This window comes from Phyllobacterium brassicacearum (genome assembly GCF_003010955.1).
Lineage (GTDB): Bacteria > Pseudomonadota > Alphaproteobacteria > Rhizobiales > Rhizobiaceae > Phyllobacterium > Phyllobacterium brassicacearum.
Genome location: NZ_PGGO01000008.1, coordinates 216,758 through 237,744, shown reverse-complemented (window position 1 = coordinate 237,744; position 20,987 = coordinate 216,758). Strand labels below are relative to the sequence as shown.

Annotated in this window: 17 protein-coding genes, 1 tRNA gene and 1 pseudogene; 9 read left to right on the top strand and 10 right to left on the bottom strand. The window is 57.4% G+C overall.

The annotated features are described in order from the left end of the window. Window positions 1–493 precede the first annotated feature (493 nt). From lpdA to CU102_RS13230, 5 genes are all read right to left on the bottom strand, one after another. Window positions 494–1,891 (bottom strand): dihydrolipoyl dehydrogenase, encoded by a 1,398-nt coding sequence (gene lpdA, locus CU102_RS13250; protein WP_106711557.1) that lies wholly within the window; start codon window positions 1,889–1,891, stop codon window positions 494–496. Window positions 1,892–1,895: 4 nt separating this feature from the next. Continuing rightward, window positions 1,896–3,200, bottom strand: a complete 1,305-nt coding sequence (locus tag CU102_RS13245; protein WP_106711556.1) for a dihydrolipoamide acetyltransferase family protein — start codon at window positions 3,198–3,200, stop codon at window positions 1,896–1,898. A gap of 9 nt (window positions 3,201–3,209) precedes the next feature. Next, complete coding sequence (locus CU102_RS13240) at window positions 3,210–4,223, bottom strand: alpha-ketoacid dehydrogenase subunit beta (RefSeq protein WP_106711555.1); 1,014 nt, start codon at window positions 4,221–4,223, stop codon at window positions 3,210–3,212. Between the two features lie 3 nt (window positions 4,224–4,226). After that, complete coding sequence (locus CU102_RS13235; protein ID WP_106711591.1) at window positions 4,227–5,474, bottom strand: 3-methyl-2-oxobutanoate dehydrogenase (2-methylpropanoyl-transferring) subunit alpha; 1,248 nt, start codon at window positions 5,472–5,474, stop codon at window positions 4,227–4,229. Window positions 5,475–5,766: 292 nt separating this feature from the next. Continuing rightward, the gene (locus tag CU102_RS13230) at window positions 5,767–6,915 is read right to left on the bottom strand and encodes a DUF2336 domain-containing protein (protein WP_106711554.1); all 1,149 of its coding nucleotides are present in this window, start codon (window positions 6,913–6,915) and stop codon (window positions 5,767–5,769) included. 146 nt (window positions 6,916–7,061) lie between these two features. On the opposite strand from CU102_RS13230, the gene CU102_RS13225 reads away from it, so the two are divergent. Both CU102_RS13225 and CU102_RS13220 read left to right on the top strand, forming a co-directional pair. Continuing rightward, window positions 7,062–7,538: a MaoC family dehydratase gene (locus CU102_RS13225; RefSeq protein ID WP_342588763.1), complete on the top strand. Its 477-nt coding sequence runs from the start codon at window positions 7,062–7,064 to the stop codon at window positions 7,536–7,538. Further along, window positions 7,538–8,410, top strand: coding sequence for an HpcH/HpaI aldolase/citrate lyase family protein (locus tag CU102_RS13220; protein WP_106711552.1), 873 nt, complete (start codon window positions 7,538–7,540; stop codon window positions 8,408–8,410). The genes CU102_RS13225 and CU102_RS13220 overlap by 1 nt, the downstream gene beginning before the upstream one ends. Here the strand turns inward: CU102_RS13220 and CU102_RS13215 are convergent. Continuing rightward, entirely contained in the window at window positions 8,399–9,013 is a 615-nt protein-coding gene (locus CU102_RS13215) for a flavin reductase family protein (RefSeq protein ID WP_106711551.1), read from the bottom strand. The genes CU102_RS13220 and CU102_RS13215 overlap by 12 nt on opposite strands. Window position 9,014: 1 nt before the next feature. After that, a complete protein-coding gene (locus CU102_RS13210) occupies window positions 9,015–9,608 on the bottom strand; it encodes a nitroreductase family protein (RefSeq protein WP_106711550.1) in 594 nt (197 codons plus the stop codon). A gap of 165 nt (window positions 9,609–9,773) precedes the next feature. Here CU102_RS13210 and CU102_RS13205 point away from each other — a divergent pair, with 165 nt between their 5' ends. Beyond that, a complete protein-coding gene (locus CU102_RS13205; RefSeq protein ID WP_106711590.1) occupies window positions 9,774–10,772 on the top strand; it encodes a hypothetical protein in 999 nt (332 codons plus the stop codon). Window positions 10,773–10,778: 6 nt separating this feature from the next. On the opposite strand, the gene CU102_RS13200 is transcribed toward CU102_RS13205, so the two are convergent. The 3 genes from CU102_RS13200 to CU102_RS13190 all read right to left on the bottom strand — a co-directional run bounded on the left by CU102_RS13200 (window position 10,779) and on the right by CU102_RS13190 (window position 14,196). Further along, window positions 10,779–11,597: a lysophospholipid acyltransferase family protein gene (locus CU102_RS13200; RefSeq protein WP_106711589.1), complete on the bottom strand. Its 819-nt coding sequence runs from the start codon at window positions 11,595–11,597 to the stop codon at window positions 10,779–10,781. A gap of 90 nt (window positions 11,598–11,687) precedes the next feature. After that, entirely contained in the window at window positions 11,688–13,676 is a 1,989-nt protein-coding gene (thrS, locus tag CU102_RS13195; protein WP_106711549.1) for a threonine--tRNA ligase, read from the bottom strand. A 178-nt stretch (window positions 13,677–13,854) separates the two neighbouring features. Further along, window positions 13,855–14,196 (bottom strand): hypothetical protein, encoded by a 342-nt coding sequence (locus CU102_RS13190; RefSeq protein ID WP_106711548.1) that lies wholly within the window; start codon window positions 14,194–14,196, stop codon window positions 13,855–13,857. A 115-nt stretch (window positions 14,197–14,311) separates the two neighbouring features. Here CU102_RS13190 and phaC point away from each other — a divergent pair, with 115 nt between their 5' ends. The 6 genes and pseudogenes from phaC to radC all read left to right on the top strand — a co-directional run bounded on the left by phaC (window position 14,312) and on the right by radC (window position 20,925). After that, window positions 14,312–16,132, top strand: coding sequence for a class I poly(R)-hydroxyalkanoic acid synthase (gene phaC, locus CU102_RS13185; protein ID WP_106711547.1), 1,821 nt, complete (start codon window positions 14,312–14,314; stop codon window positions 16,130–16,132). Window positions 16,133–16,382: 250 nt separating this feature from the next. Further along, window positions 16,383–17,711 (top strand): YcbK family protein, encoded by a 1,329-nt coding sequence (locus CU102_RS13180; protein ID WP_245425323.1) that lies wholly within the window; start codon window positions 16,383–16,385, stop codon window positions 17,709–17,711. Window positions 17,712–17,856: 145 nt separating this feature from the next. Beyond that, window positions 17,857–17,931: transfer RNA gene (locus CU102_RS13175), tRNA-Glu, on the top strand. A 627-nt stretch (window positions 17,932–18,558) separates the two neighbouring features. After that, window positions 18,559–19,260, top strand: coding sequence for a DNA/RNA nuclease SfsA (gene sfsA, locus CU102_RS13165; RefSeq protein ID WP_106711545.1), 702 nt, complete (start codon window positions 18,559–18,561; stop codon window positions 19,258–19,260). A gap of 18 nt (window positions 19,261–19,278) precedes the next feature. Beyond that, on the top strand, window positions 19,279–20,109 hold the full coding sequence (gene map, locus CU102_RS13160; RefSeq protein ID WP_106711544.1) for a type I methionyl aminopeptidase: 831 nt from the start codon (window positions 19,279–19,281) through the stop codon (window positions 20,107–20,109). Between the two features lie 13 nt (window positions 20,110–20,122). Further along, window positions 20,123–20,925 (top strand): annotated as a pseudogene (gene radC, locus CU102_RS13155) (RadC family protein). The last annotated feature ends 62 nt before the right edge of the window (window positions 20,926–20,987 follow it).

Sequence of the window (20,987 nt, the reverse complement as noted above, 5' to 3'; positions counted from 1 at the left end):
CCAGTGGTCATGTGCGACCACACACAAAGGCCGCACATATGGAAGCAAGCGATCTGATCAAAAAAAATCTGCAGAAAACACTTGCAAGCGGGAGCCGTCCACATATGGGAACTGCTTCCGGAGCCGTCGAAGTGGGAGAAGGACCGGCGCCTCCGATGGCGGGTAACGGGCCCGCTGTCCGGGGAAGTTCCGTCCAAGGGTTCCCCTGCCGGTACTATGACCGGCGCGTGCTGGACGAGCACTCTAAGGGGCGCGTAGGCGACGCATGGAGTATCGCAAATGGTACTCCCCGATGCCGAGGCCTCCCAAGCGGAACGGACGGGATGAAAAGTCGCCGGACGGGCGGTCTTCGGATCGCACCATTACTACCCCAAAGACGCGCTTCGATGACCGCCCGTCTTCCCAACCGTTCAATGGCCAGACTCAGATGAGGGCGTGGCAAGGGGAAATCACACCCGGTTCTTTGACAAGTCAACTAAGATGCTCGACCACGCTAGATGTGCAGGGCGTGCCCCAATGCCTTCAGCGCGGCCTCCTGGAAACCTTCGCTTTGTGTCGGATGCGCATGGATCGTGCCGGCAATGTCCTCGAGCCGCGCGCCCATTTCGAGTGCAAGCGCAAAAGACGCCGAGAGTTCCGACACGCCATGCCCGACAGCCTGGATGCCAAGGATCAGGTGATTGCCAGCGGCGGCGACGACCCGCACAAATCCCTCTTCACCTTCCTGTGTCATCGCACGACCGTTGGCGGCGAATGGGAACAGGCCAAGCTTGACCTCGTGGCCCGCCTCCTTCGCCTCATCCGGCGATAGGCCGACGGAAACGATCTCGGGGTCTGTGAAACATACGGCCGCGACGGCACGTTTGTCCCAGCTGCGGTTCTCACCGGCAACGATTTCCGCCACCATCTCGCCCTGCGCCATCGCGCGGTGCGCCAGCATCGGTTCTCCGGTCACATCGCCGATGGCGTAGACGCCACGCATGGATGTGCGGCACTTGTCATCGATGCGGACGAACCGGCCGTCCATGTCGATATCGATTTCCTCAAGGCCCCAACCCGTGGTCACTGGCTTGCGACCGACAGTGACGAGTACCTTGTCTGCCGGAATCCTGTCGTCCTTGCCGTCTGCAGTCTCGATCAGCAATGCATCGCCCTTGGCGCTCATCCCTTTGGCTTTGGCGCCGGTCAACACCATGACGCCGAGTTCGGAAAGATGCCGAGAGACCGGCCGCGTCAATTCCGCATCATATTGCGGCAGAATTTTCGGCAGCGCCTCGACCACAGTTACCTTCGAGCCAAGCTTGGCATAGGCTGTGCCCAATTCAAGCCCGATATAGCCGCCGCCCACGACCACCAGCTTCTCGGGAACCTCGTTCAGCGCCAGCGCTTCGGTGGAGGAAATGACATTGCCGCCAAATGGCAGCGACGGAATCTCGACCGGAGCCGAACCGGTGGCAATGACGACGTTCTCGGCGCGGATGATCTGCTGCCCGGTCAGGGTCTCCACCTCAACCGTCTTGCCATCGCGGAACTTTGCCCTGCCCGTGACGATCTTGACATTGGCTTTCTTCAACAATCCGGCCACGCCATTGTTGAGGCGGCTGACGATGCCGTCCTTCCAGGCAATTGTCTTAGGGAAATCGATGGCGTGTTCGCCGACCGAGATGCCAAGCGGTGTCTGCTTTGCGGCGAAATGGGCCACTTTGGCGAACTCGTCGGCAGCATGGATCAAGGCCTTCGACGGAATGCAACCAACCAGCAGGCAGGTGCCGCCGACCTTGGCGGCTTCCACAATGACGGTATCGACGTTCAGCTGACCGGCACGAATGGCGCAGACATAGCCGCCCGGGCCTGCACCGATGACGAGCAATTTGCAGGAGATATCTTTCATCGGCTCAGCCCTCCACGAAAATCAGCGCGGGTGTTTCAAGCAGAATCTTGATCCGCTGGATGAACACCGCCGCATCCCAGCCATCGATGACCCGGTGGTCGAAACTTGACGACAGGTTCATCATCTTGCGCGGGATGAAATTCGTCCCGTCCCAGACCGGGCGTACCATGATCTTGTTGACGCCGATGATTGCCACTTCCGGGTAGTTGATGACGGGCGTCGTGACTACGCCGCCCATGCTGCCGAGCGACGTGATGGTGATCGTCGAACCGCTGAGTTGTTCGCGCGTCGCAGAGCCCGTCTTGGCCGCATCCGCCAACAGATTGACCTCGGCGGCACAATCCCAAAGCGTGCGCGCTTCGGCATGCTTGACCACGGGAACAACCAAACCATTCGGGGTCTGCGCGGCGATGCCGATATGCACGCCGCCATGCTGGTGAATGATATTGGCTTCATCATCATAGAGCGCATTGAGGTGCGGCTGATCCGCGATTGCCTTCACCATCGCTCGCATGAGGAACGGTAGAATGGTCAATTTTGGCTGGTCGGCGCGCTTCTTCGAGTTGAGCGTGGCGCGCAGCTCCTCGAGCGAGGTGACATCGATCTCCTCAACATAGGTGATATGCGGGATATGCGATTTCGCGATTGCCATCTTCTCGGCAATCTTGCGGCGAAGCCCGACAACCTTGACCTCCTTGACGGAGGTATCCGGTGCCAGAGCTGCAATCCCCAGCTTCTGTGCGCCGCGCGCGAAATACGCCTCAAGGTCTTCGTGCGTGATACGTCCTGCTGGTCCCGTACCACTGACCTGACGCAGGTCGACGCCAGCCTCGCGTGCCCGCAGGCGAACGGCCGGCGACGCCAACGGCTTCTCGCCTTCGCTGCGCGGGGCGCCGACACCGAAAGCACGCGGAGCAACCGGTGCTGCTTCCATTACCGATGCGGGCTTCGGCTTTGGCTTTTCTTCCTGAGGCTTCGGAGCCACGACCTTCTGCTCAACCTTGGGCGCCGGTGCCGCCTCGGCCTTGGCCGGCTTGGCCGACTCCGGCTCGGCCGCGTGTCCCTCGCCTTCGATCTTCAGGCGGACGAGCGGCGAGCCGATGGCAAGCACCTGTCCGATCTCTCCGCCGAGCCAGATGATCTCGCCGTCGACGGGCGATGGAATTTCAACCGTCGCCTTGTCGGTCATCACGGCGGCAAGGACCATATCCTCCCGCACCAGATCGCCGATTTTCACATTCCACTCAACGAGCTCAGCTTCCGCAACGCCTTCACCGACATCCGGCAGCTTGATGACATATTCACCCATCGTCTGCTCCTATCCTTCCAGCGTTTCGACAAGGGCACGCCCGACACGTACCGGCCCGGGGAAATAATCCCACTCCTGTGCGTGCGGATAGGGCGTATCCCAGCCCGTCACGCGTGCGACTGGCGCTTCGAGCTTGTAGAAGCAATGCTCCTGGACCAGCGCGGCAAGTTCCGCGCCGAAGCCCGAGGTCATGGTTGCCTCGTGCACGATAACGCAGCGCCCTGTCTTGTTGACGGACTCGACAATCGTTTCGAGATCGAGCGGCAGCAGCGTACGCAGATCGATGATCTCGGCATCGATACCGTGCTCTTCCGCTGCGGCCTCAGCCACATAGACCATGGTGCCATAGGCGAGGATCGTCAGTTGCGAACCTTCGCGGCGCTTGATCGCCTTGCCGAGCGGAACCGTATAATGCCCGTTCGGCACCTCGCCGAGATCATGCTTGGACCAGGGTGTCACGGGCCGTTCGTGATGGCCATCGAACGGGCCATTATAGAGACGTTTCGGCTCCAGGAAGATCACCGGATCAGGATCTTCGATAGCCGATATCAGGAGACCCTTCGCGTCGTACGGATTGGACGGGACAACCACTTTCAACCCGGAGACGTGTGTAAAAAGCGCTTCCGGGCTCTGGCTGTGCGTCTGCCCGCCAAAAATACCGCCACCCGCCGGCATGCGCACGACGATCGGGCAGGTAAAGCCGCCATTGGAACGATAGCGAAGGCGTGCCGCCTCCGATACGATCTGGTCGTAGGCCGGATAGACGTAATCGGCGAACTGGATTTCGATGCATGGCCGCAGGCCATAGGCGGCCATACCGATCGCTGCCCCGACAATACCAGCCTCGCTGATAGGTGCGTCGAAGCAACGTGTCTTGCCATATTTCGCCTGCAAGCCCTGCGTACAACGGAACACCCCGCCGAAGAAGCCCACATCCTCGCCGAAGACAACCACATTGTCATCGCGCTCCATCATGGTGTCCATCGCGTCGCGGATGGCCTCGATCATTGTTTTGCGCGGCATCGATTACACTCCTGCCTGCTGGCGCTGACGGCGCAGGTGTGGCGGCATTTCCTCGTAGACACCCTCGAACATATCGCGAGCGGACGGCTTGCCGCCGGCATGCAGAGTGCCGAAGCTCTCGGCCTCCTTCTGCGCGGCAATGACGGTGTCGAGGATTTCAGCTTCCGTCTGCTTGTGACGCTCATCCGACCAGACTCCCCGCCCGATCAGATGATTCTTCAGGCGGACAATCGGATCACCCAATGGCCAGGCATCGGATTCGGTCTTCGGCCGGTAGGCGGATGGATCATCGGACGTGGAGTGCGCGCCGACGCGATAGGTGACGTATTCGATCAACGTCGGCCCGAGATTGCGCCGCGCGCGCTCGATTGCCCATTGCGCGACAGCATAGACGGCGAGGTAGTCGTTGCCGTCGACACGCAGCGCCGGAATGCCGAAGCCAAGCCCGCGCGCTGCGAAGGTTCCTGATCCGCCCCGGGCTATGCCCTGGAAAGTGGAGATCGCCCATTGGTTGTTGACGATGTTGAGGACAACTGGAGCCTTGTAGGTCGAGGCGAAAACCAGAGATGCGTGAAAATCCGATTCAGCGGTCGAGCCATCACCAATCCAGCCTGCAGCAATCTTGGTGTCGTTCTTGATTGCTGATGCCATGGCCCAGCCGACCGCCTGGATGTACTGCGTGGCAAGGTTGCCCGATATTGTGAAGAAGCCATGCTCCTTCGACGAATACATGATCGGCAGCTGCCGGCCCTTCAACGGGTCGCGCTCGTTGGAATAGATCTGGCACATCATCTCGACCATCGGGTAGTCGTCCGCGATCAAAAGGCCAGCCTGGCGATAGGTCGGAAAATTCATGTCGCCCGGAGCGAGCGCTTTGCGAAAGGCGCAGCTTACGGCTTCTTCACCCAGGTGCTGCATATAGAAAGAGGTCTTGCCCTGCCGCTGCGCGATCTGCATACGGGCGTCGAAAGTCCGCAGCGTCATCATGTGCCGCAAGCCCTCGATCAGCTGATCATCCGTCAACAAGCCCGCCCATGGACCCACCGCTTCACCGTCACGGCTCAGCACGCGAATGATTGAAAAGGCAAGATCCCTGATGTCCTCGGGATTGGTATCCACCTCGGGACGCCGGACAGAGCCAGCCTCAGGAATATTGACATTGGAAAAATCCGGCTCGCCGCCGTGCCGCACTGCCGGTTCCGGCACATGCAGACTAAGAGGTCCAAATTCACCTAGGGGACCATCAGACATGTTGTAGACCTCCCAACCATACATATCGTTTTCGATACTCTAGCATGAAACTATTAGGTCAGTAATACTGTCTTAATTTTGAGAAAACCCTGAAATCACGACTTTTCTGTAAAATACTTCGCACAACCAATTGAAATAAATGAAGGTTCCATCTCTGGGCCGAGATATGACCACGCAATCGCCTAGTCTAAAAAGCAATAATGCACCAATTCAAGCGCAACGCGCCGATTTATTCATTCAAACACGGAACAGATTTTGTAATCAAATGTGCATGCTTTATGCGCTTCGATCGTCAAGCGGCCGCGATAGCCAAGGCGTGTTCACGCGCATTTTCCCGAATCGCGTCGAGGTAAAGCCGTTTAAGAAGAGAAAGCATGTCGTCGTTGGCAGCAGGCGGAACCGTTCCGGTCGCACGGTTATCGGGTGCAATCTGCTCGATCATCCTGAGGATTACCTCCTGCGATCCAATCGCAAGCTTGCCGCTGGCAACGCCGCGCCAGGCTTGAAGCGCAACGCCAAGGGGCCGGTATGTGCTGTCCGGCAAACCAGCCGCGCCGAACAGCGCATTGAGCGCCGTGGCACGTCCGTCGATCAGCAGACTGCGCACGCGCGCAAGATTATGGCCGGAGAGCGCGACAAGGATCGCTCCGAAGAAATCGATTTTGCCGGCGGCCACAATCCGGATAACGAAGGCTGTCGTGAGATCGCCGCGCAACTGCAAATGTTCGATGAGTGCAGGGTATTCCTCGGACGGCGTCGCCGCTACGAGGCTGATCGACGCCCGGATGCATGCTTCCTGTGCAATCCGCTTTGCCCGTCGCTCGCCCATCAAAGCCATGACCATGTCCATCTGACACAGGGCTTCTGCAATGCGGATTGCCAACGTATGCCGGCAATCCGCTGGCAGTCGCTCGTCCTCAACGAGAAGGGAGCGGATTTCACCAATATGACCAAGACGCTCGATCAACCTGCGAAAACTGATGTCCGCAATCTGTGCCTGGGTGTTGGACAGAAGTTCCAACACGGCAACTGTCTCGCCGATCTCGATGATGGCGGCGCTCACGGCGAACGACACTTTCGGCCTCGCTGCAATAATCCTCTGCGCCTCGCAACCGCCACCGGCAACACAATCGATGAGATCGGTATCGCTAAGTAATGTGGAACGTCCGAGGATATAGGTCGCGACTTCGATCTGATCGCGGGCCAGACTTGCAACGATATGCACCGGCGCGTGGGCGCTTGTCGAAAATGCCTCCGCCAGCGCCAGGCGTACCTTTGGCGAAGGATCATCCAGGAGCAGCGTTAGTACCGCCTCGGTGGAACAGCGTTCGTCAAACTCAAGATCGGTCTGCAGATATATATGGGCCAAAGCCGCCGCTGCGTGGCAGCGTTGCGCCACAGAAGCATTATCGATCATCTTCAGATAGTGCTGAATCGACATTTCGCCTTTGCCCCCGAGTCTCTACTTGAAGGCAAGTCTAAAGCGAAAAGGTTTACGATCGGTTCACCATATCGGTTAACCATGCTCGTGCGGGAGCGTTCATATATTGCGATGCGGACGAAGCCGTCTTAGTCTGCCGCAAAAGCATTGAGGAGACGCAACACATAATGGCCGGGCTATATTTGGAAGACTTTGAAATTGGGCACGTATTCCAACACACACTGCGCAAGACGGTCACCGAAAGCGACAACATGCTGTTCTCCGTGATGACGCTCAACCCCCAGCCACTACACATCGATTTCGACTTTGCCAGCAAGACTGAATGGGGCAAACCATTGGTCAACTCCCTGTTTACGCTGGGCCTGATGATCGGTATCTCGGTCAACGACACGACAGTTGGCACGACAATTGCCAACCTCGGCATGACGGATGTGAAGTTCCCCGCCCCGCTGTTTCATGGCGATACGGTGCGCGTCGAAACGCAAGTGATCTCCGCAAGGCGATCAAAATCCAAGACTGATCGAGGCATCGTGGAATTTGAACACCGGGCGTTCAATCAGTACGGGGTGCTGGTCGCCCAATGCACGCGGCAAGCAATGATGAAATCAAAGAGTGCCGCCTGATGCGCTCGCTGCTGTTTGTGCCGGGCGATTCGGAAAAGAAGCTGGAGAAAGGCCTGTCGAGCGAGGCTGATATCTTGCTGATCGATCTCGAGGACTCCGTCAGTGGAGAACGCAAGGAAGCGGCCCGAAAAGTCGCGGCAGATTTTTTGAACGCCAATCGCAATCGCCCCTCGCCGCGGCTGTTCGTTCGCATCAACGATCTCGCCAGCGGTTTTGCAGATGACGATCTCGCTGCGGTCATGCCTTCAACGCCACACGGCATTATCCTGCCCAAATCCAACAGCGGCAAGGATGTGACACGGCTCGCGGCCAAGCTAAATGTTCATGAGGCCCGCGCCGGTATTGCCGAAGGATCAACGCAGATACTGGCCATCATCACCGAAACAGCCATCGGCACGCTTTCAGCAGCAAGTTATCCGGACGCCTCGAAGCGCTTGGTCGGTTTGAGCTGGGGTGCGGAAGATTTATCCGCTGCGATCGGCGCCAGCACACCCCGCGATGCCGCGGGCCACTACACGGATGTATTTCGCCTAGCGCGGGCTGTCACCATTCTTGGAGCGTCAGCGGCAGAGGTTGCGGCGATCGATACAGTCTACATCAACTACCGCGATGATGAAGGCCTGACGCGTGAATGCGAAGAAGCGGAGCGCGACGGCTTCACCGGCAAGCTGGCTATTCATCCAGCTCAGGTCCCGATCATCAATCGAGCCTTCACGCCATCCGCAGAAGCAGTCGAACACGCCAGAAAGATCATCAATGCGTTTGCGGAAAATCCCTCCGCCGGGGTGATCGGTATCGATGGCCAGATGTTTGATCGCCCGCACCTGCGTCGGGCAGAACGGCTTGTCGAGCGTGCCAGGTCAACCGCCTGAGCCATCCCATTTTGGCCGGAACATCTGAAACGTTTCAGAAACCGAGGCAAAATCCATGTAGCCCAAGCGCGAAACCGGTTGCGCCTTTGTCATGTCGACGAGACCGTTGGTGAGGATTGCCTCATTGATATGGACACCAACCACTTCGCCTATAACCATGAAGGCGCTCACCGGATTGCCGTGGCGATCCTTCGGGTTCTGGATATTGGTCAGGACACATTCAAGCGTTGCGTAGGCCTCCGCAACACGAGGCGCACCAATGAGAGCGCAGTCCGTCGCGGTCAATCCCGAATACTCGAACTCGCTGACACCGCGCGGCGCATTGACCGACGTCGCATTCATTGCCCCCGAAAGGTTTGCACTCACCAGATTGGCGGCGAACTCGCCTGTTTCCTCGATAAACGCAACACTGTCCTTGTAGCCTTCCGATGAAAACATCAGAAGGCAAGGTTTCGTGCTGATCATGTTAAAGAAGGAGTACGGCGCGAGATTGACCTGGCCATCCTTCGATCGGCTGGAAATCCAGCCGATTGGACGCGGCGCCACAATCGCCTTTAGCGGGTCATGCGGCAGGCCGTGACCATCCTCGTATTTATAGAACATATCAGCCTTTCCAAGGACCCGAATATTCGGAGAGGATGTCCTTGATCTCCGGGCGCGGACGCTCTGGCACCTTCTGCGGACAGCTGCCGATATGAACGAATCCGGTTACGCGTTCATGCGGCGCCAATCCGAGCAGTGCGCGGCCCTTCTCGTCGGACGAATACCAGTTGCTGATCCAGTTCGTGGCATAGCCAAGCGCATTGGCCGCCAGAACGAGATTCATTGCCGCAGCACCGGAGGACAGAAACTGCTCCCATTCCGGTATGTGGTGCTCCACCGGAGAAAAAATCACGCCAATCACGAGCGGTGCACGGGCAAAGCGCTTCAGTTCCTGTTCACGCCGTTGATCGGTCAGCGGCCCTTCCCGCTCTTCGGCAAGGTCCACCAGATATTGTCCAACCTGTTCACGCGCCTCTCCGCGGTAAAGGATAAAGCGCCAGGGTGTCAGGCGTCCGTGATCGGGCACGCGCGACGCGATACTCACCATCGTTTCAATTTCATCGTCTGATGGCGCTGGAAGGCCAATGGCCGAAATCGGCGTAGAACTGCGCGTGGACAAGAATTCGATGACGGAAGGGGGAACAGATGTATCCATGGAATGAAGCGGTGATCCTGTTGTAATGATGCGCGGACAATGTGGTGGTTTCGTCCGCCAAGTAAAGGTGCGCGGTTGAGAAAAAGCCTTGAAATTGCCATCGGCTTCGGATCAAACCGTTTCATGGGTGCATTCGAAATTATTTCAGCGGGCGGCAAGGTCCGGATGGCCAGGCAATTGTTTGCCGCGACCGTTCTTGTGAGTCTTATGGTTATTGCGCCCGAAGCTGGGGCGCAGGCGCTGGCGCCGGATTTACCGCAGACGCCGGCCGTCGAGTTACCCAGCATCCCCAATCTCAACGAATATGCCAGCCCGAAGGCGCCAGCCAACAGCCCGATCATCAATGAGCCCGAGCTCGTGCTGTCGGCTAAACTCTCCGAGGAAAGTGATCCGATCGGACGCGGCCTTGTCTGGCGGGTATTTTCCCCCGAGGCCGGTGACGATGGCAAGTTGGCATTGTTGGCGACGGCCAAGGGCGGCACAACTTCCTTCAATCTCGCTCCAGGCAGCTACTTGGTGCATGTGGCATTTGGACGGGCCGGCGCGACCAAGCGTATCACGATGACCCGCGCCAAGCGCAGTGAAACGATGATCCTCGATGCCGGTGGTGTGAAGCTCAATGCGGTTCTGTCGGGTGGCGGACGCATTCCGCCGGACCAATTGCGATTCTCGATTTACGAAGATCACGAGGACTCCAACGGTGAACGCGCGCTGATCATTCCAGACGTGAAGCCTGACAGCGTCGTGCGCCTCAACACTGGCACCTATCAGATCGTTTCCAACTACGGCACCGCGAATGCGGTGATCCGCGCCGACATTCGCGTCGAAGCCGGAAAACTCACGGAAGCCAATGTCGAGCACAGGGCGGCTCAGCTCACGCTGAAACTCGTGCGCGAGACCGGCGGCGAAGCCATGGCCGATACGGCCTGGTCGGTACTCACCACGTCAGGCGATATTGTACGTGAAAGTGTTGGCGCTTTCGCATCCATCGTTTTGGCCGAGGGCGAGTACGTGATCATTGCCAAGAACAAGGACCGCATCTACCAGCGCGACTTCAAAGTCGTGGCCGGACAGAATCAGGATGTCGAAGTGCTGGCCAAGGACGGCGCGAGTACGGCCGCGATTGCCGACCAGCCGGCCGGCGGCGAAGAACCTCTGGATTGATCCTGCTCAGCGCGTCTTGGGCTCGAGCGAGAAAACCGCATCATAAAGGTATTCGAGCAGCCGCTTGCGGTCTTCAAATGGCTTCAGCTCTTCCCAGCCGATCACCCTGCCGATACGAACTTCGATTGCCTTGCCCGACAACCGGCGAAACTCGCGGATCAGCAGCGAGATGCGCAGCGTCATCGACACCTTGCTGGCGAGATGGAAAAAGCGGCCGTTCTGGCCGCCGAAATACACAGGGATGACCGAGGCCTTCGCCTGCTGCACGAGCTTGGCCGGAAAGATTTTCCATGGCAGGTCTTCGGCGCGGCCGAAGCCCTTGGGCGCCGTAGCGACGCCGCCGGCAGGAAAAACGACGATCGTCACACCTTCCTTCAGCAGGCGGACCGCCTCGTGGCGCGTCGCCATGTTCATAGCCATCGCTTCCTTGGTCTCGTCGAAACAGACCGGAAGTGCGTAGGGCCGGATTTCCGGCACCTTGAGGAGATCGTTGTTAATGAGAACGCGGAACGGCCGGCCGAGTTGTTCAGCCAGTGCCAAAGCAGCGATGCCGTCGCCAATGCCAAAGGGATGATTCGCAATAATGACCAGAGGCGTGTCGGGCAATTGCTTCGGTGGCCATTGATCCGCGATGTCGAGGCGGACATTGATCAGATCCATCATCCGGCAAAACACATCGATGCCGGCAGGCACAATGTCATTGCGCCATGTATTGTAAAGCCCGGCATAATAATTGCGGCCGGATAGCCCCTCGATGGCGCGGATAAGCCATTGGGTCAGGCGAGTCTGCGTGTCATTGGCATAGGAAAGCTCTGGAAACTGCACGCGCAACCCCGGTTAAAGTTAAAGTGGCTTAGATTCTCTCGCATCCATATGACAGCGTGATGAACCCACCACGCTGTCATATTTTTGAGACTATTCTGCCGCCAATCGCAACAGATCCGGCGCCGTTGCTTCGTCCGCAAGTTGACGGATTGCGTCGTCGAGCGAAAGCGACGTCTGGCTCTGCGAACCCAGGCGGCGCATATTGACCGAGCGTTCCTCGGCTTCGCGCATGCCGCACACAAGAATCACCGGCACCTTCTGCAAGGAATGCTCGCGGACCTTGTAGTTGATCTTCTCGTTGCGGAAGTCCGTGATGACCTGAAGACCGGCTGCCTTCAACTCCTTCGCGACTTGTTTGCCGTATTCATCGGCCTCCGATGTAATCGTGGCAACGACAACCTGCACCGGTGCAAACCAGAGTGGCATGTGTCCGGCATAGTTCTCGATCAGTATGCCAAGGAAGCGTTCCATCGACCCGCAGATCGCGCGGTGGATCATCACCGGCTGCTTCTTCTCCGACGTTGAGTCGATGTAGAAGGCACCGAACCGTTCCGGCAGGTTGAAGTCAACCTGTGTTGTCCCGCACTGCCAGTCCCGGCCAATGGCATCGCGCAGCACATATTCGAACTTGGGGCCATAGAAGGCGCCCTCGCCCGGATTGATGGCCGTCTTGATCTTGCCGCCCGATTGCTCCTCGATCGTCCGGAGCACCTTGCTCATGACCGCTTCGGCGCGATCCCACAGTTCATCGGAGCCGACGCGCTTGTCGGGGCGCGTGGACAGCTTCACAGTGATGCCTTCGAAGCCGAAGTCGGCATAGGTCGTCAGGATCAGGTCGTTGATGCGCAGGCACTCGGCCTCCATCTGCTCGTCCGTGCAGAACACGTGAGCATCATCCTGCGTGAAGCCGCGCACACGCATGAGGCCATGCAGCGCACCCGAAGGCTCGTAGCGGTGGACGTTGCCGAATTCCGCAAGCTTTACCGGCAGATCGCGGTAGGATTTCAGGCCATGCTTGAATATCTGTACGTGACCAGGGCAGTTCATCGGCTTCAACGCGAAGACGCGCTCGTCATCGGTCTCGTCACCGGCAACCGTAACCTTGAACATGTTGTCACGATACCAGCCCCAATGGCCCGACGTCTCCCACAGCGATTTGTCGAGCACCTGCGGTGCGTTGACTTCGCTGTAGCCGTGGCTATCCAGCCGGCGCCGCATGTAGCTGACGAGGCTCTGGAACATCCGCCATCCCTTTGGATGCCAGAAAACCACGCCCGGACCCTCTTCCTGGAAATGGAACAGGTCCATTTCCCGGCCGAGACGTCGATGGTCACGTTTTTCCGCTTCTTCAAGCATATGGAGATAGGTGTTGAGGTCCGCATCGTTCGCGAACGCCGTTCCGTAGATGCGGCTCAGCATGGGATTATTGCTGTCACCGCGCCAGTACGCTCCTGCAACCTTCATTAGCTTGAAAGAGCTGCCGATCTGGCCTGTCGAAGGCATATGCGGGCCGCGGCACAGATCATACCAATCGCCCTGACTATAAATCTTGAGATCTTGGCCTTCGGGAATGGCGTCAACGAGTTCTACCTTGTAGGTCTCGCCCTTCTCGGCAAAGATTTTGCGTGCCTTTTCGCGCGACCAGATTTCCTTGGTGAAAGGCTTATTGCGGGCGATGATTTCCCGCATCTTCTTCTCGATCACCGGAAGGTCGTCAGGCGTGAAGGGCTCGTTCTTGGCGAAGTCGTAATAAAAGCCGTTCTCGATGACCGGGCCAATTGTGACCTGCGTTCCTGGAAAAAGCTCCTGTACCGCCTCGGCGAGGACGTGCGCGCAGTCGTGCCGGATCAATTCCAGTGCGCGCGGATCTTCGCGGGTCAGGATTTCAATTGTGCCCGAAGTCTGCAAGGCATCGGACAGATCACGTACGACGCCGTTGACAGCATAGGCGACGGCCTTTTTTGCAAGTGATTTGGAAATGGATTCAGCAAGTTCCGCGCCGGTCATGGCAGCGTCGTATTCGCGCTTCGAGCCATCGGGGAATTGCATGGATACAGTTTTTGCAACTGTTTGCGACATCAATTTTCTCCTATCCAGTCCCGCCAACGATTGCGGGTGGTGTTTAACGACCGGACCTGTTCCGGCGGACGGACTTCTAAATGCAGTTTTGCTTGGCGTAAAGTACTTGCGCCGAAAAGCTTGCCATAGCTGCCGTGTTCAGCGTCATCGCAAGACGGTAGAGCTGATGCAAGCGAGACTACTTGCCCTCGATCGTTTTCAGATCTTCTTCCTGCTGTTTCTTGAGTAACTGCATCTCCGCCTGGCGGCGGGCAGCAAGGGCCGGATCCGATGAAGGACCGGCCTGGCCGGCCTTGGCAGCGTTGGTCCTGTCGATCAGCGCCTGCTTCTGTTCGGGCGAAAACTGTGCGGTCTCGCCCTTCGGATCGGGTGTGAAATGCGGATATGTCCCGGTGTTGACCGGTCCGGTCAACGGCGAATTCGACATCGGAGCCGGAGCCGTATTGGCGCAAGCACCCAGGCCAGCAACCAGAGCAGCAGCAACCCACAACCGCATGATGGTTTTAACCGAAAAATTCATTGTGTGTCCTGACTGCGAAAAACGAATTCATAATGGCGATAACAATTGCACGTTAGAGGGATAGCACCAACCTATGATATCATGTCAATAATGCTGATCGGGAGGACGCAAATATATGGATAATCAAGGCAGCAAGAGCGGTAAGACGCCAAACCTTGATAATTATGTTGTTAAGGACCCGGAGGCCTTTGCACGCAACGTTGCCCATATGATCGAGCAGGCCGGCAAGGCCGCATCCGCTTGGGTCGAGCCCCGCGAAAAGGGCCTGAAACGCGATACGATCGCCGATCCTGTCACCGATGTGGTGAAGACGCTTACCAAAGTTTCCGAATATTGGCTTTCCGAGCCCGCGCGTGCCCTTGAAGCGCAGACAAAGCTTTTCTCCAGTTATATGGCCATATGGTCCAATTCCATCCGACGCATGAGCGGTGAGGATGTCGAAGACGTGGCAAAGCCTGAAATCGGCGACAAACGCTTCACTGACGAGGATTGGGGCAAGAACGCCTTTTTCGACTTTCTCAAGCAAGCTTATCTCGTGACGGCGCGTTGGGCAGGCGAACTGGTCGAGAGCACCGAGGGCCTTGATGATCACACGAGGCACAAGGCGGCATTCTACGTCAAACAGATCACAACTGCGGCGTCGCCAAGTAACTTTCTGCTGACCAATCCGGAGCTCTACAAGGAAACTGTTGCCAGCAACGGCGAGAACCTGGTCCGCGGCATGAAGATGCTGGCCGAAGATATTATCGCCGGCGGTGGAGATTTGCGCCTGCGCCAGTCTGATCTCACCAAGTTTGCGCTCGGCGAAAACGTAGCAACGACGCCCGGTAAGGTGATTGCGCGCAGTGACGTCGCAGAAATCATCCAGTATGAGCCCACAACAAAGGATGTGCTGAAGCGCCCTCTGCTGATCTGCCCGCCATGGATCAACAAATACTACATCCTCGACCTGAACCCGGAAAAATCCTTCATCAAATGGGCGATCGACCAGGGCCATACAGTCTTCGTCATCTCCTGGGTCAACCCCGATCAGCGCCACGCGACAAAGGACTGGTCAGCTTATACCAATGAAGGCTTGCGATTCGGACTGGATACGATCGAAAAAGCGACCGGCCAAAAAGCCGTGAACGCTATCGGCTACTGCGTCGGCGGAACGCTCTTGAGTGCAGCCCTCGCGCTCTTTGCCAAGGAAGGCGAGAACCGGATCAAGAGCGCCACGCTGTTCACGACCCAGGTGGATTTTACCCACGCCGGTGACCTGAAGGTCTTCGTCGACGAAGATCAGATCCGGGCTCTGGAAAACGCCATGTCCGCCGAGGGCTATCTTGACGGCACGCGTATGGCGACCGCCTTCAATATGCTGCGCTCCGGCGACCTCATCTGGCCCTACGTCATCAATAACTACATGCGCGGCCGCGATCCGGTTCCATTCGATCTTCTATATTGGAATGCGGACGCAACGCGCATGAGTGCTGCCAATCACTCCTACTACCTTCGCAATTGCTATCTCGACAACAATCTGGTGCGCGGCACGATGAAGCTTGCCGGCGAGAATCTGTCGCTCGCTGACATCAAGATTCCCATCTACAATCTCGCGGCCAAGGAAGACCACATCGCTCCAGCGCTTTCTGTCTTCACAGGCTGTCAGTATTTTGGTGGCGATGTCACCTATGTACTCGCTGGGTCTGGTCATATTGCCGGCGTGGTCAATCCTCCCGCAAAGAACAAGTACCAGTACTGGACCGGCGATGCGCCAGTCGGCGCATTTGACGCCTGGCTGGCCAATACGACCGAGCATCCGGGATCCTGGTGGCATCATTGGCAAAAGTGGATCGAATCGCAGGACAGGACGCGTGTTCCTGCGCGAAAACCTGGCGAAAACAATATCGAGATTCTGGCTGAGGCGCCGGGAACTTACGTGCGAATCCGTGTATGAAAATACCCGTCAAAGGTCACTGAAAGTCATAAAGAAGATTTAATGACAATGGCAAGAAAGTGGCCAATCACGTTTTTGCCTCATTCTAGGTATACCTGACGACTTGTGCAGCCGACAAAAGTTCATTAACTCTGGCGACTCTCTGCCGGTGTTATTTGCACTTCAATAGAACTTCGCGAGCTTTCTGCTCTTACAAAAGCGGACCGGACTGAACATCTTGGGGACCGGGAAAGACGAGACGGGGGAATCGTTGAATATACTGCCAGCGTCAGTTTCGGCCCTTCGGGCGAGCACGGTAGCGTGCGTCATTGCGATGGCGGCAATGGCTGCAACATCCTGCACATCGACCGGATCAAGCCCCAACGCTACTTCCCCCTTGACGGCCGCCACCGAAAATGAGCCAACGGGCGACGCGAAGCATACAGCGGATTCATCCCTGCCATCTGGTGGCAATCAAACGATTTCGACTGAAGCGCTGGCACTGGCCGGCAGCACAGAAACCAATGCTCTCCAGGCAATCAAGGGGGCCGCTGCCAAACCAGCTGACACGAAGGCAGCAACCGCGCCAACGACCGGCGCTGCATCAGGAACCCAGCAGACCGCTGCATCCCCGACTGAAGACAAGCCTCAGGTCAGGACATCGCTGTTCGGCTCAAGCAGCCCGGCCAAGTCAGAAGAACCGCAACAGGTAGCTAGCGCCGCGGCCGCTGCCGCTCCTCCGGCAAAGACATCATTGTTTGGAAGCTCCGCAAAGCCGGAACCAGCCCCGCAACCTGCGCAGGCGCAAGAAACGCAGCAACCTGCCGAAACAGCCAGCAAGGATGCAGCCAAGGCCACAGACGCGAAGGCCGAGGCGGTCGCCGCCACCGAACAGGGTGAAACGGCTGTGAAGAAGCCAGCTGCGCCTGCCGGCAAGAACGGACTGCTTCTGCGGCTCTTCGCCAATAACCAAGGCAAACCGGCGGCCAACCGTCAGGTTGCAGTCATCGAACCGAGATCCCAGCCCAAGCTACGGGCAGCCGAGGCGCCGGTTCAGACTGCATCGGCTCTGCCATCAGCCGAATCGTTTGCCAGCAAGACCGAACACCTATCATCACTGCCCGGCGTTCGGCCCAACGCCGGCATCCAGATCATGCAACGCGACAGCCTTTATGATGATGACGATGTCGAGGCCGCGGCTGCCCCAGTTATTCTTGCCTCTGCAGCTGGCCTCGCCCGCCTGGCGCCAAACGGCCTCAAAGTGCAGCGCGAAAACGTGCAAGTTGCTTGCCTCAAACCGCAGCTCGTTGGCATCCTCAAGGCTCTTGAGCGGCGCTATGGTAAATCGGTGATCGTCACATCAGGCTATCGAAGCCCGCCCTATAACCGCTTGGTCAACGGTGCAAAGGCCTCCTTGCACATGTCCTGTGCCGCCGCAGATATTCAAATTCCTGGTGTTTCCAAGTGGGAATTGGCCAATTTTGCGCGCTCCATGACAGGCCGCGGCGGCGTTGGCACCTATTGCCACACCGAATCAGTGCACGTCGATATCGGTCCTCGTCGCGACTGGAACTGGCGCTGCTCGCGCGGAAGAGCTTGATCCCCTTCAGCGAAATTGCCGGCTCCGGTCAGTTGCGGCCCGATCCATCTGGCTGTGAATCGAACAAATTTCACTTTTTCGAAAAAAGAATGCTTTATGGGCTTGCGGCGCAAAAACTGTTTCACTATAAGCCGCTTACCTGCGGGCGCCCATCGTCTAGCGGTTAGGACGGCGCCCTTTCACGGCGCAAACAGGGGTTCGATTCCCCTTGGGCGTACCAGGCTATCTTCTTGGAAAATCAAAACCTTATAATGCGAAGTTCGTATGTCTTCGCACGCCGCAGTAAAGAAAACGGCCAGCTCTGAACGAGCCGGCCGCATGGATGTCTCGTTGATTTCGACTAGTTAGCTGGTGCCGGTTTTGCCGGATCCGGGGAAGGCGTGGCCGGTGCGGGTGCAGGTGTTGTCGGTTCAGATGTTGTCGCTGGCGGTGTGGCCGTACCTTCTGAAGGCTTGTTGTCACAAGCTGCCAAAGCGAATGCAGCGACTGCAACAAACGGTACGAAAAACTTGAGTTTCATCATGTATCCTCCTGATGAGTTTCGTCCCTGTGCATAGAATGTGACAGACTTCTGGATTAGAACAGTCCAGTTTTTTCAAGCTTTGTCACCGCCTGTTAGACAAAGTTATGAGACCGAAATCCTGAGCTGACCTATCATGAATCACTGCTGCGACTCAGGTCTGCGGTAGCAGGGTTCGGTTCAACCTCCACCCGGGCCCGATTCTCCCACCCCAGAGCAAATTGGCCTGCCTTACTAAAGGCAGGTTCTTTTTATCTGACGATGGTCTGGAGATGACCGAAAGCCCCATCGATTGTTCTGGAGCGCAGCATCCGCTAAAACCGTCCCATGATCTTCGCTGCCCCCCTCGTCACCGGTCAATTGGTCCAGCGCTACAAGCGCTTCCTCGCAGATGTCATCCTCGATGACGGCAGTCCGATCACCAGTTCTGTTCCCAATACGGGTTCAATGCTTGGACTAACCGACCCCGGCATTAGAGTCTGGTTGTCACTTTCCGATGGCGCAAAGCGCAAATATCCTCACACATTGCAGATGGTTGAAGTCCAGGGCACCATGGTTGGTATCAATACCGGCCTGCCTAATCGCATAGCGGAGGAGGCAATTCTTTCGGGCTTGCTCCCCTCGTTGAGCGGCTATGCCGAATTGAGACGTGAGCAGAAGTATGGTCTCAATTCGCGCATCGACATCCTGTTGCGCGACCCGAGTCGTCCCAGCGCCTATGTCGAGGTGAAGAACGTGCATTTTTCGCGCCGCCCGGGTCTTGCCGAATTTCCCGATTCTCCCACGGCGCGCGGTGCAAAACATCTGGACGAGCTTGGCAACATGGTCGAAAGTGGACATCGTGGTGTCATGCTCTACGTCATCCAGCGCGGAGATTGCGACCGTTTGAAAATCTGCGGCGATCTTGATCCGGTTTACGCGGCTGCATTTGAACGGGCCGAAAGACGTGGGGTTGAAGCTTTCGCTGTAAAATGCCACATCACGCCTAATGGCATCGCTGCGATCAGTACGATGCCGATAATTGATTGATGCCGAGCGGACTTCCAAATGGTCTCTTATCTCGACGCGCAAAGCGCGCCACTTAAAAACACTGGCCAGATCAGGCTTCACGGCCCCGAGGGCTTTGCGGCCATGCGCAAGGCATGCCAACTGACCGCTCGCTGCCTGGACGAGCTTGCATCGATCGTCGCTCCGGGCGTCACAACCAACACGATCGACCGCTTTGTCTTTGAGTTCGGTGCCGATCATGGCGCCCTGCCCGCTACCCTGAATTATCGCGGCTACACCAAATCCAGCTGCACCTCGATCAATCACGTGGTTTGTCATGGTATTCCCGATGACAAGCCGCTGCGTGAAGGTGATATCGTCAATGTCGATGTAACCTATATCCTCGATGGCTGGCATGGCGATTCAAGCCGCATGTATCCTGTGGGCGAAATCAAGCGCGCCGCAGAGCGACTGATGGAAGTGACCCATGAAAGCCTGATGCGCGGCATCGCTGCGGTGCGCCCCGGCGCGCGAACGGGCACCATCGGTGCAGCTATCCAGTCCTATGCAGAATCAGAGCGCTGCTCCGTCGTCCGCGATTTCTGCGGCCATGGCGTTGGTCAACTCTTTCACGACGCCCCGAATATCCTGCATTACGGTACGCCCAACGAAGGCGTCGAACTGCGCGAAGGCATGATTTTCACCATCGAGCCGATGATCAATCTCGGCCGTCCGCACGTGAAAGTGCTCGCCGATGGCTGGACTGCCGTTACCCGCGATCGCTCGCTGACGGCACAATACGAGCACACCGTTGGGGTCACCAGTGAAGGTTGTGAAGTCTTCACTCTCTCGCCGGCCGGCCTGTTCGCGCCGGGCTTGAAACTCGAATAGGGAAGCGAGCTCGATGAGCGAAGAAAAGCCAGACAAGACTTTCTTCTTCAACGAGCCTTCCACGAAACTCTCCTCCAAACAACCAGCCCTTGAGCCTGGAGGCGCTCCGCGCAACGCGGAGCAGAAAATCGAATCCGACGACGAGCCACCGCACTACCTTGGCCATCGCGAGCACATGAAGGAGCGTTTCCAAAATGTCGGCCACCAGGGTTTCGCCGACTATGAATGCTGGAGATGCTGCTCTTTCGTTCGATCAGGCAGGGGGACACGAAGCCGCTCGCCAAGGCGCTTCTCGCCCGCTTCGGCTCGATTGCAGAAGTGCTTGGAGCGCCAGAACATCTCTTGATGGAGGTCAAGGGCTGTGGTCCGGTCACCGCATTCGATATCAAGTTCGTCTTTGCACTCACCCAGAGAATGATCCGTAGTGATATTCGTGAGAAAACAGTGCTGAGTTCCTGGAGCAAGGTCATGGACTATTGCGTTGCGGCCATGGCGCATGAACCTCGTGAGCAATTCAGATTCCTGTTTCTCGACAAGAAGAATGCCCTGATTGCCGATGAAGTGCAGCAAGTAGGGACAGTCGATCACACACCAGTCTATCCGCGTGAAGTCATAGCGCGAGCGCTCCAGCTTTCGGCCAGCGCCGTCATCCTCACGCATAACCACCCATCCGGTGATCCTACGCCCTCCAAAGCCGATATCGAAATGACCAAGACCATCGCCAACATCGGCGCACAGATGGGCATTGTCGTGCATGACCACATCATTATCGGGAAGAACGGCCATGCCAGCCTAAAAGGGCTCAAACTTTTTTGAACGAGAGCAATAACGATCAAATGCGCGTGCCCAGATCGATCTATTCCAGTAGCGTGCTTCGA

Bases quoted from the DNA above. Each gene is read 5' to 3' on its own strand.
- CU102_RS13205 (WP_106711590.1), top strand. From the start codon at position 9,774: ATGGCCAGGCAATTGTTTGCCGCGACCGTTCTTGTGAGTCTTATGGTT.
- map (WP_106711544.1), top strand. From the start codon at position 19,279: ATGGTCTCTTATCTCGACGCGCAAAGCGCGCCACTTAAAAACACTGGC.
- phaC (WP_106711547.1), top strand. From the start codon at position 14,312: ATGGATAATCAAGGCAGCAAGAGCGGTAAGACGCCAAACCTTGATAAT.
- CU102_RS13230 (WP_106711554.1), bottom strand. From the start codon at position 6,915: ATGTCGATTCAGCACTATCTGAAGATGATCGATAATGCTTCTGTGGCG.
- thrS (WP_106711549.1), bottom strand. From the start codon at position 13,676: ATGTCGCAAACAGTTGCAAAAACTGTATCCATGCAATTCCCCGATGGC.
- CU102_RS13210 (WP_106711550.1), bottom strand. From the start codon at position 9,608: ATGGATACATCTGTTCCCCCTTCCGTCATCGAATTCTTGTCCACGCGC.
- CU102_RS13220 (WP_106711552.1), top strand. From the start codon at position 7,538: ATGCGCTCGCTGCTGTTTGTGCCGGGCGATTCGGAAAAGAAGCTGGAG.
- CU102_RS13245 (WP_106711556.1), bottom strand. From the start codon at position 3,200: ATGGGTGAATATGTCATCAAGCTGCCGGATGTCGGTGAAGGCGTTGCG.
- lpdA (WP_106711557.1), bottom strand. From the start codon at position 1,891: ATGAAAGATATCTCCTGCAAATTGCTCGTCATCGGTGCAGGCCCGGGC.
- sfsA (WP_106711545.1), top strand. From the start codon at position 18,559: ATGATCTTCGCTGCCCCCCTCGTCACCGGTCAATTGGTCCAGCGCTAC.
- CU102_RS13235 (WP_106711591.1), bottom strand. From the start codon at position 5,474: ATGTCTGATGGTCCCCTAGGTGAATTTGGACCTCTTAGTCTGCATGTG.
- CU102_RS13215 (WP_106711551.1), bottom strand. From the start codon at position 9,013: ATGTTCTATAAATACGAGGATGGTCACGGCCTGCCGCATGACCCGCTA.
- CU102_RS13240 (WP_106711555.1), bottom strand. From the start codon at position 4,223: ATGCCGCGCAAAACAATGATCGAGGCCATCCGCGACGCGATGGACACC.
- CU102_RS13190 (WP_106711548.1), bottom strand. From the start codon at position 14,196: ATGAATTTTTCGGTTAAAACCATCATGCGGTTGTGGGTTGCTGCTGCT.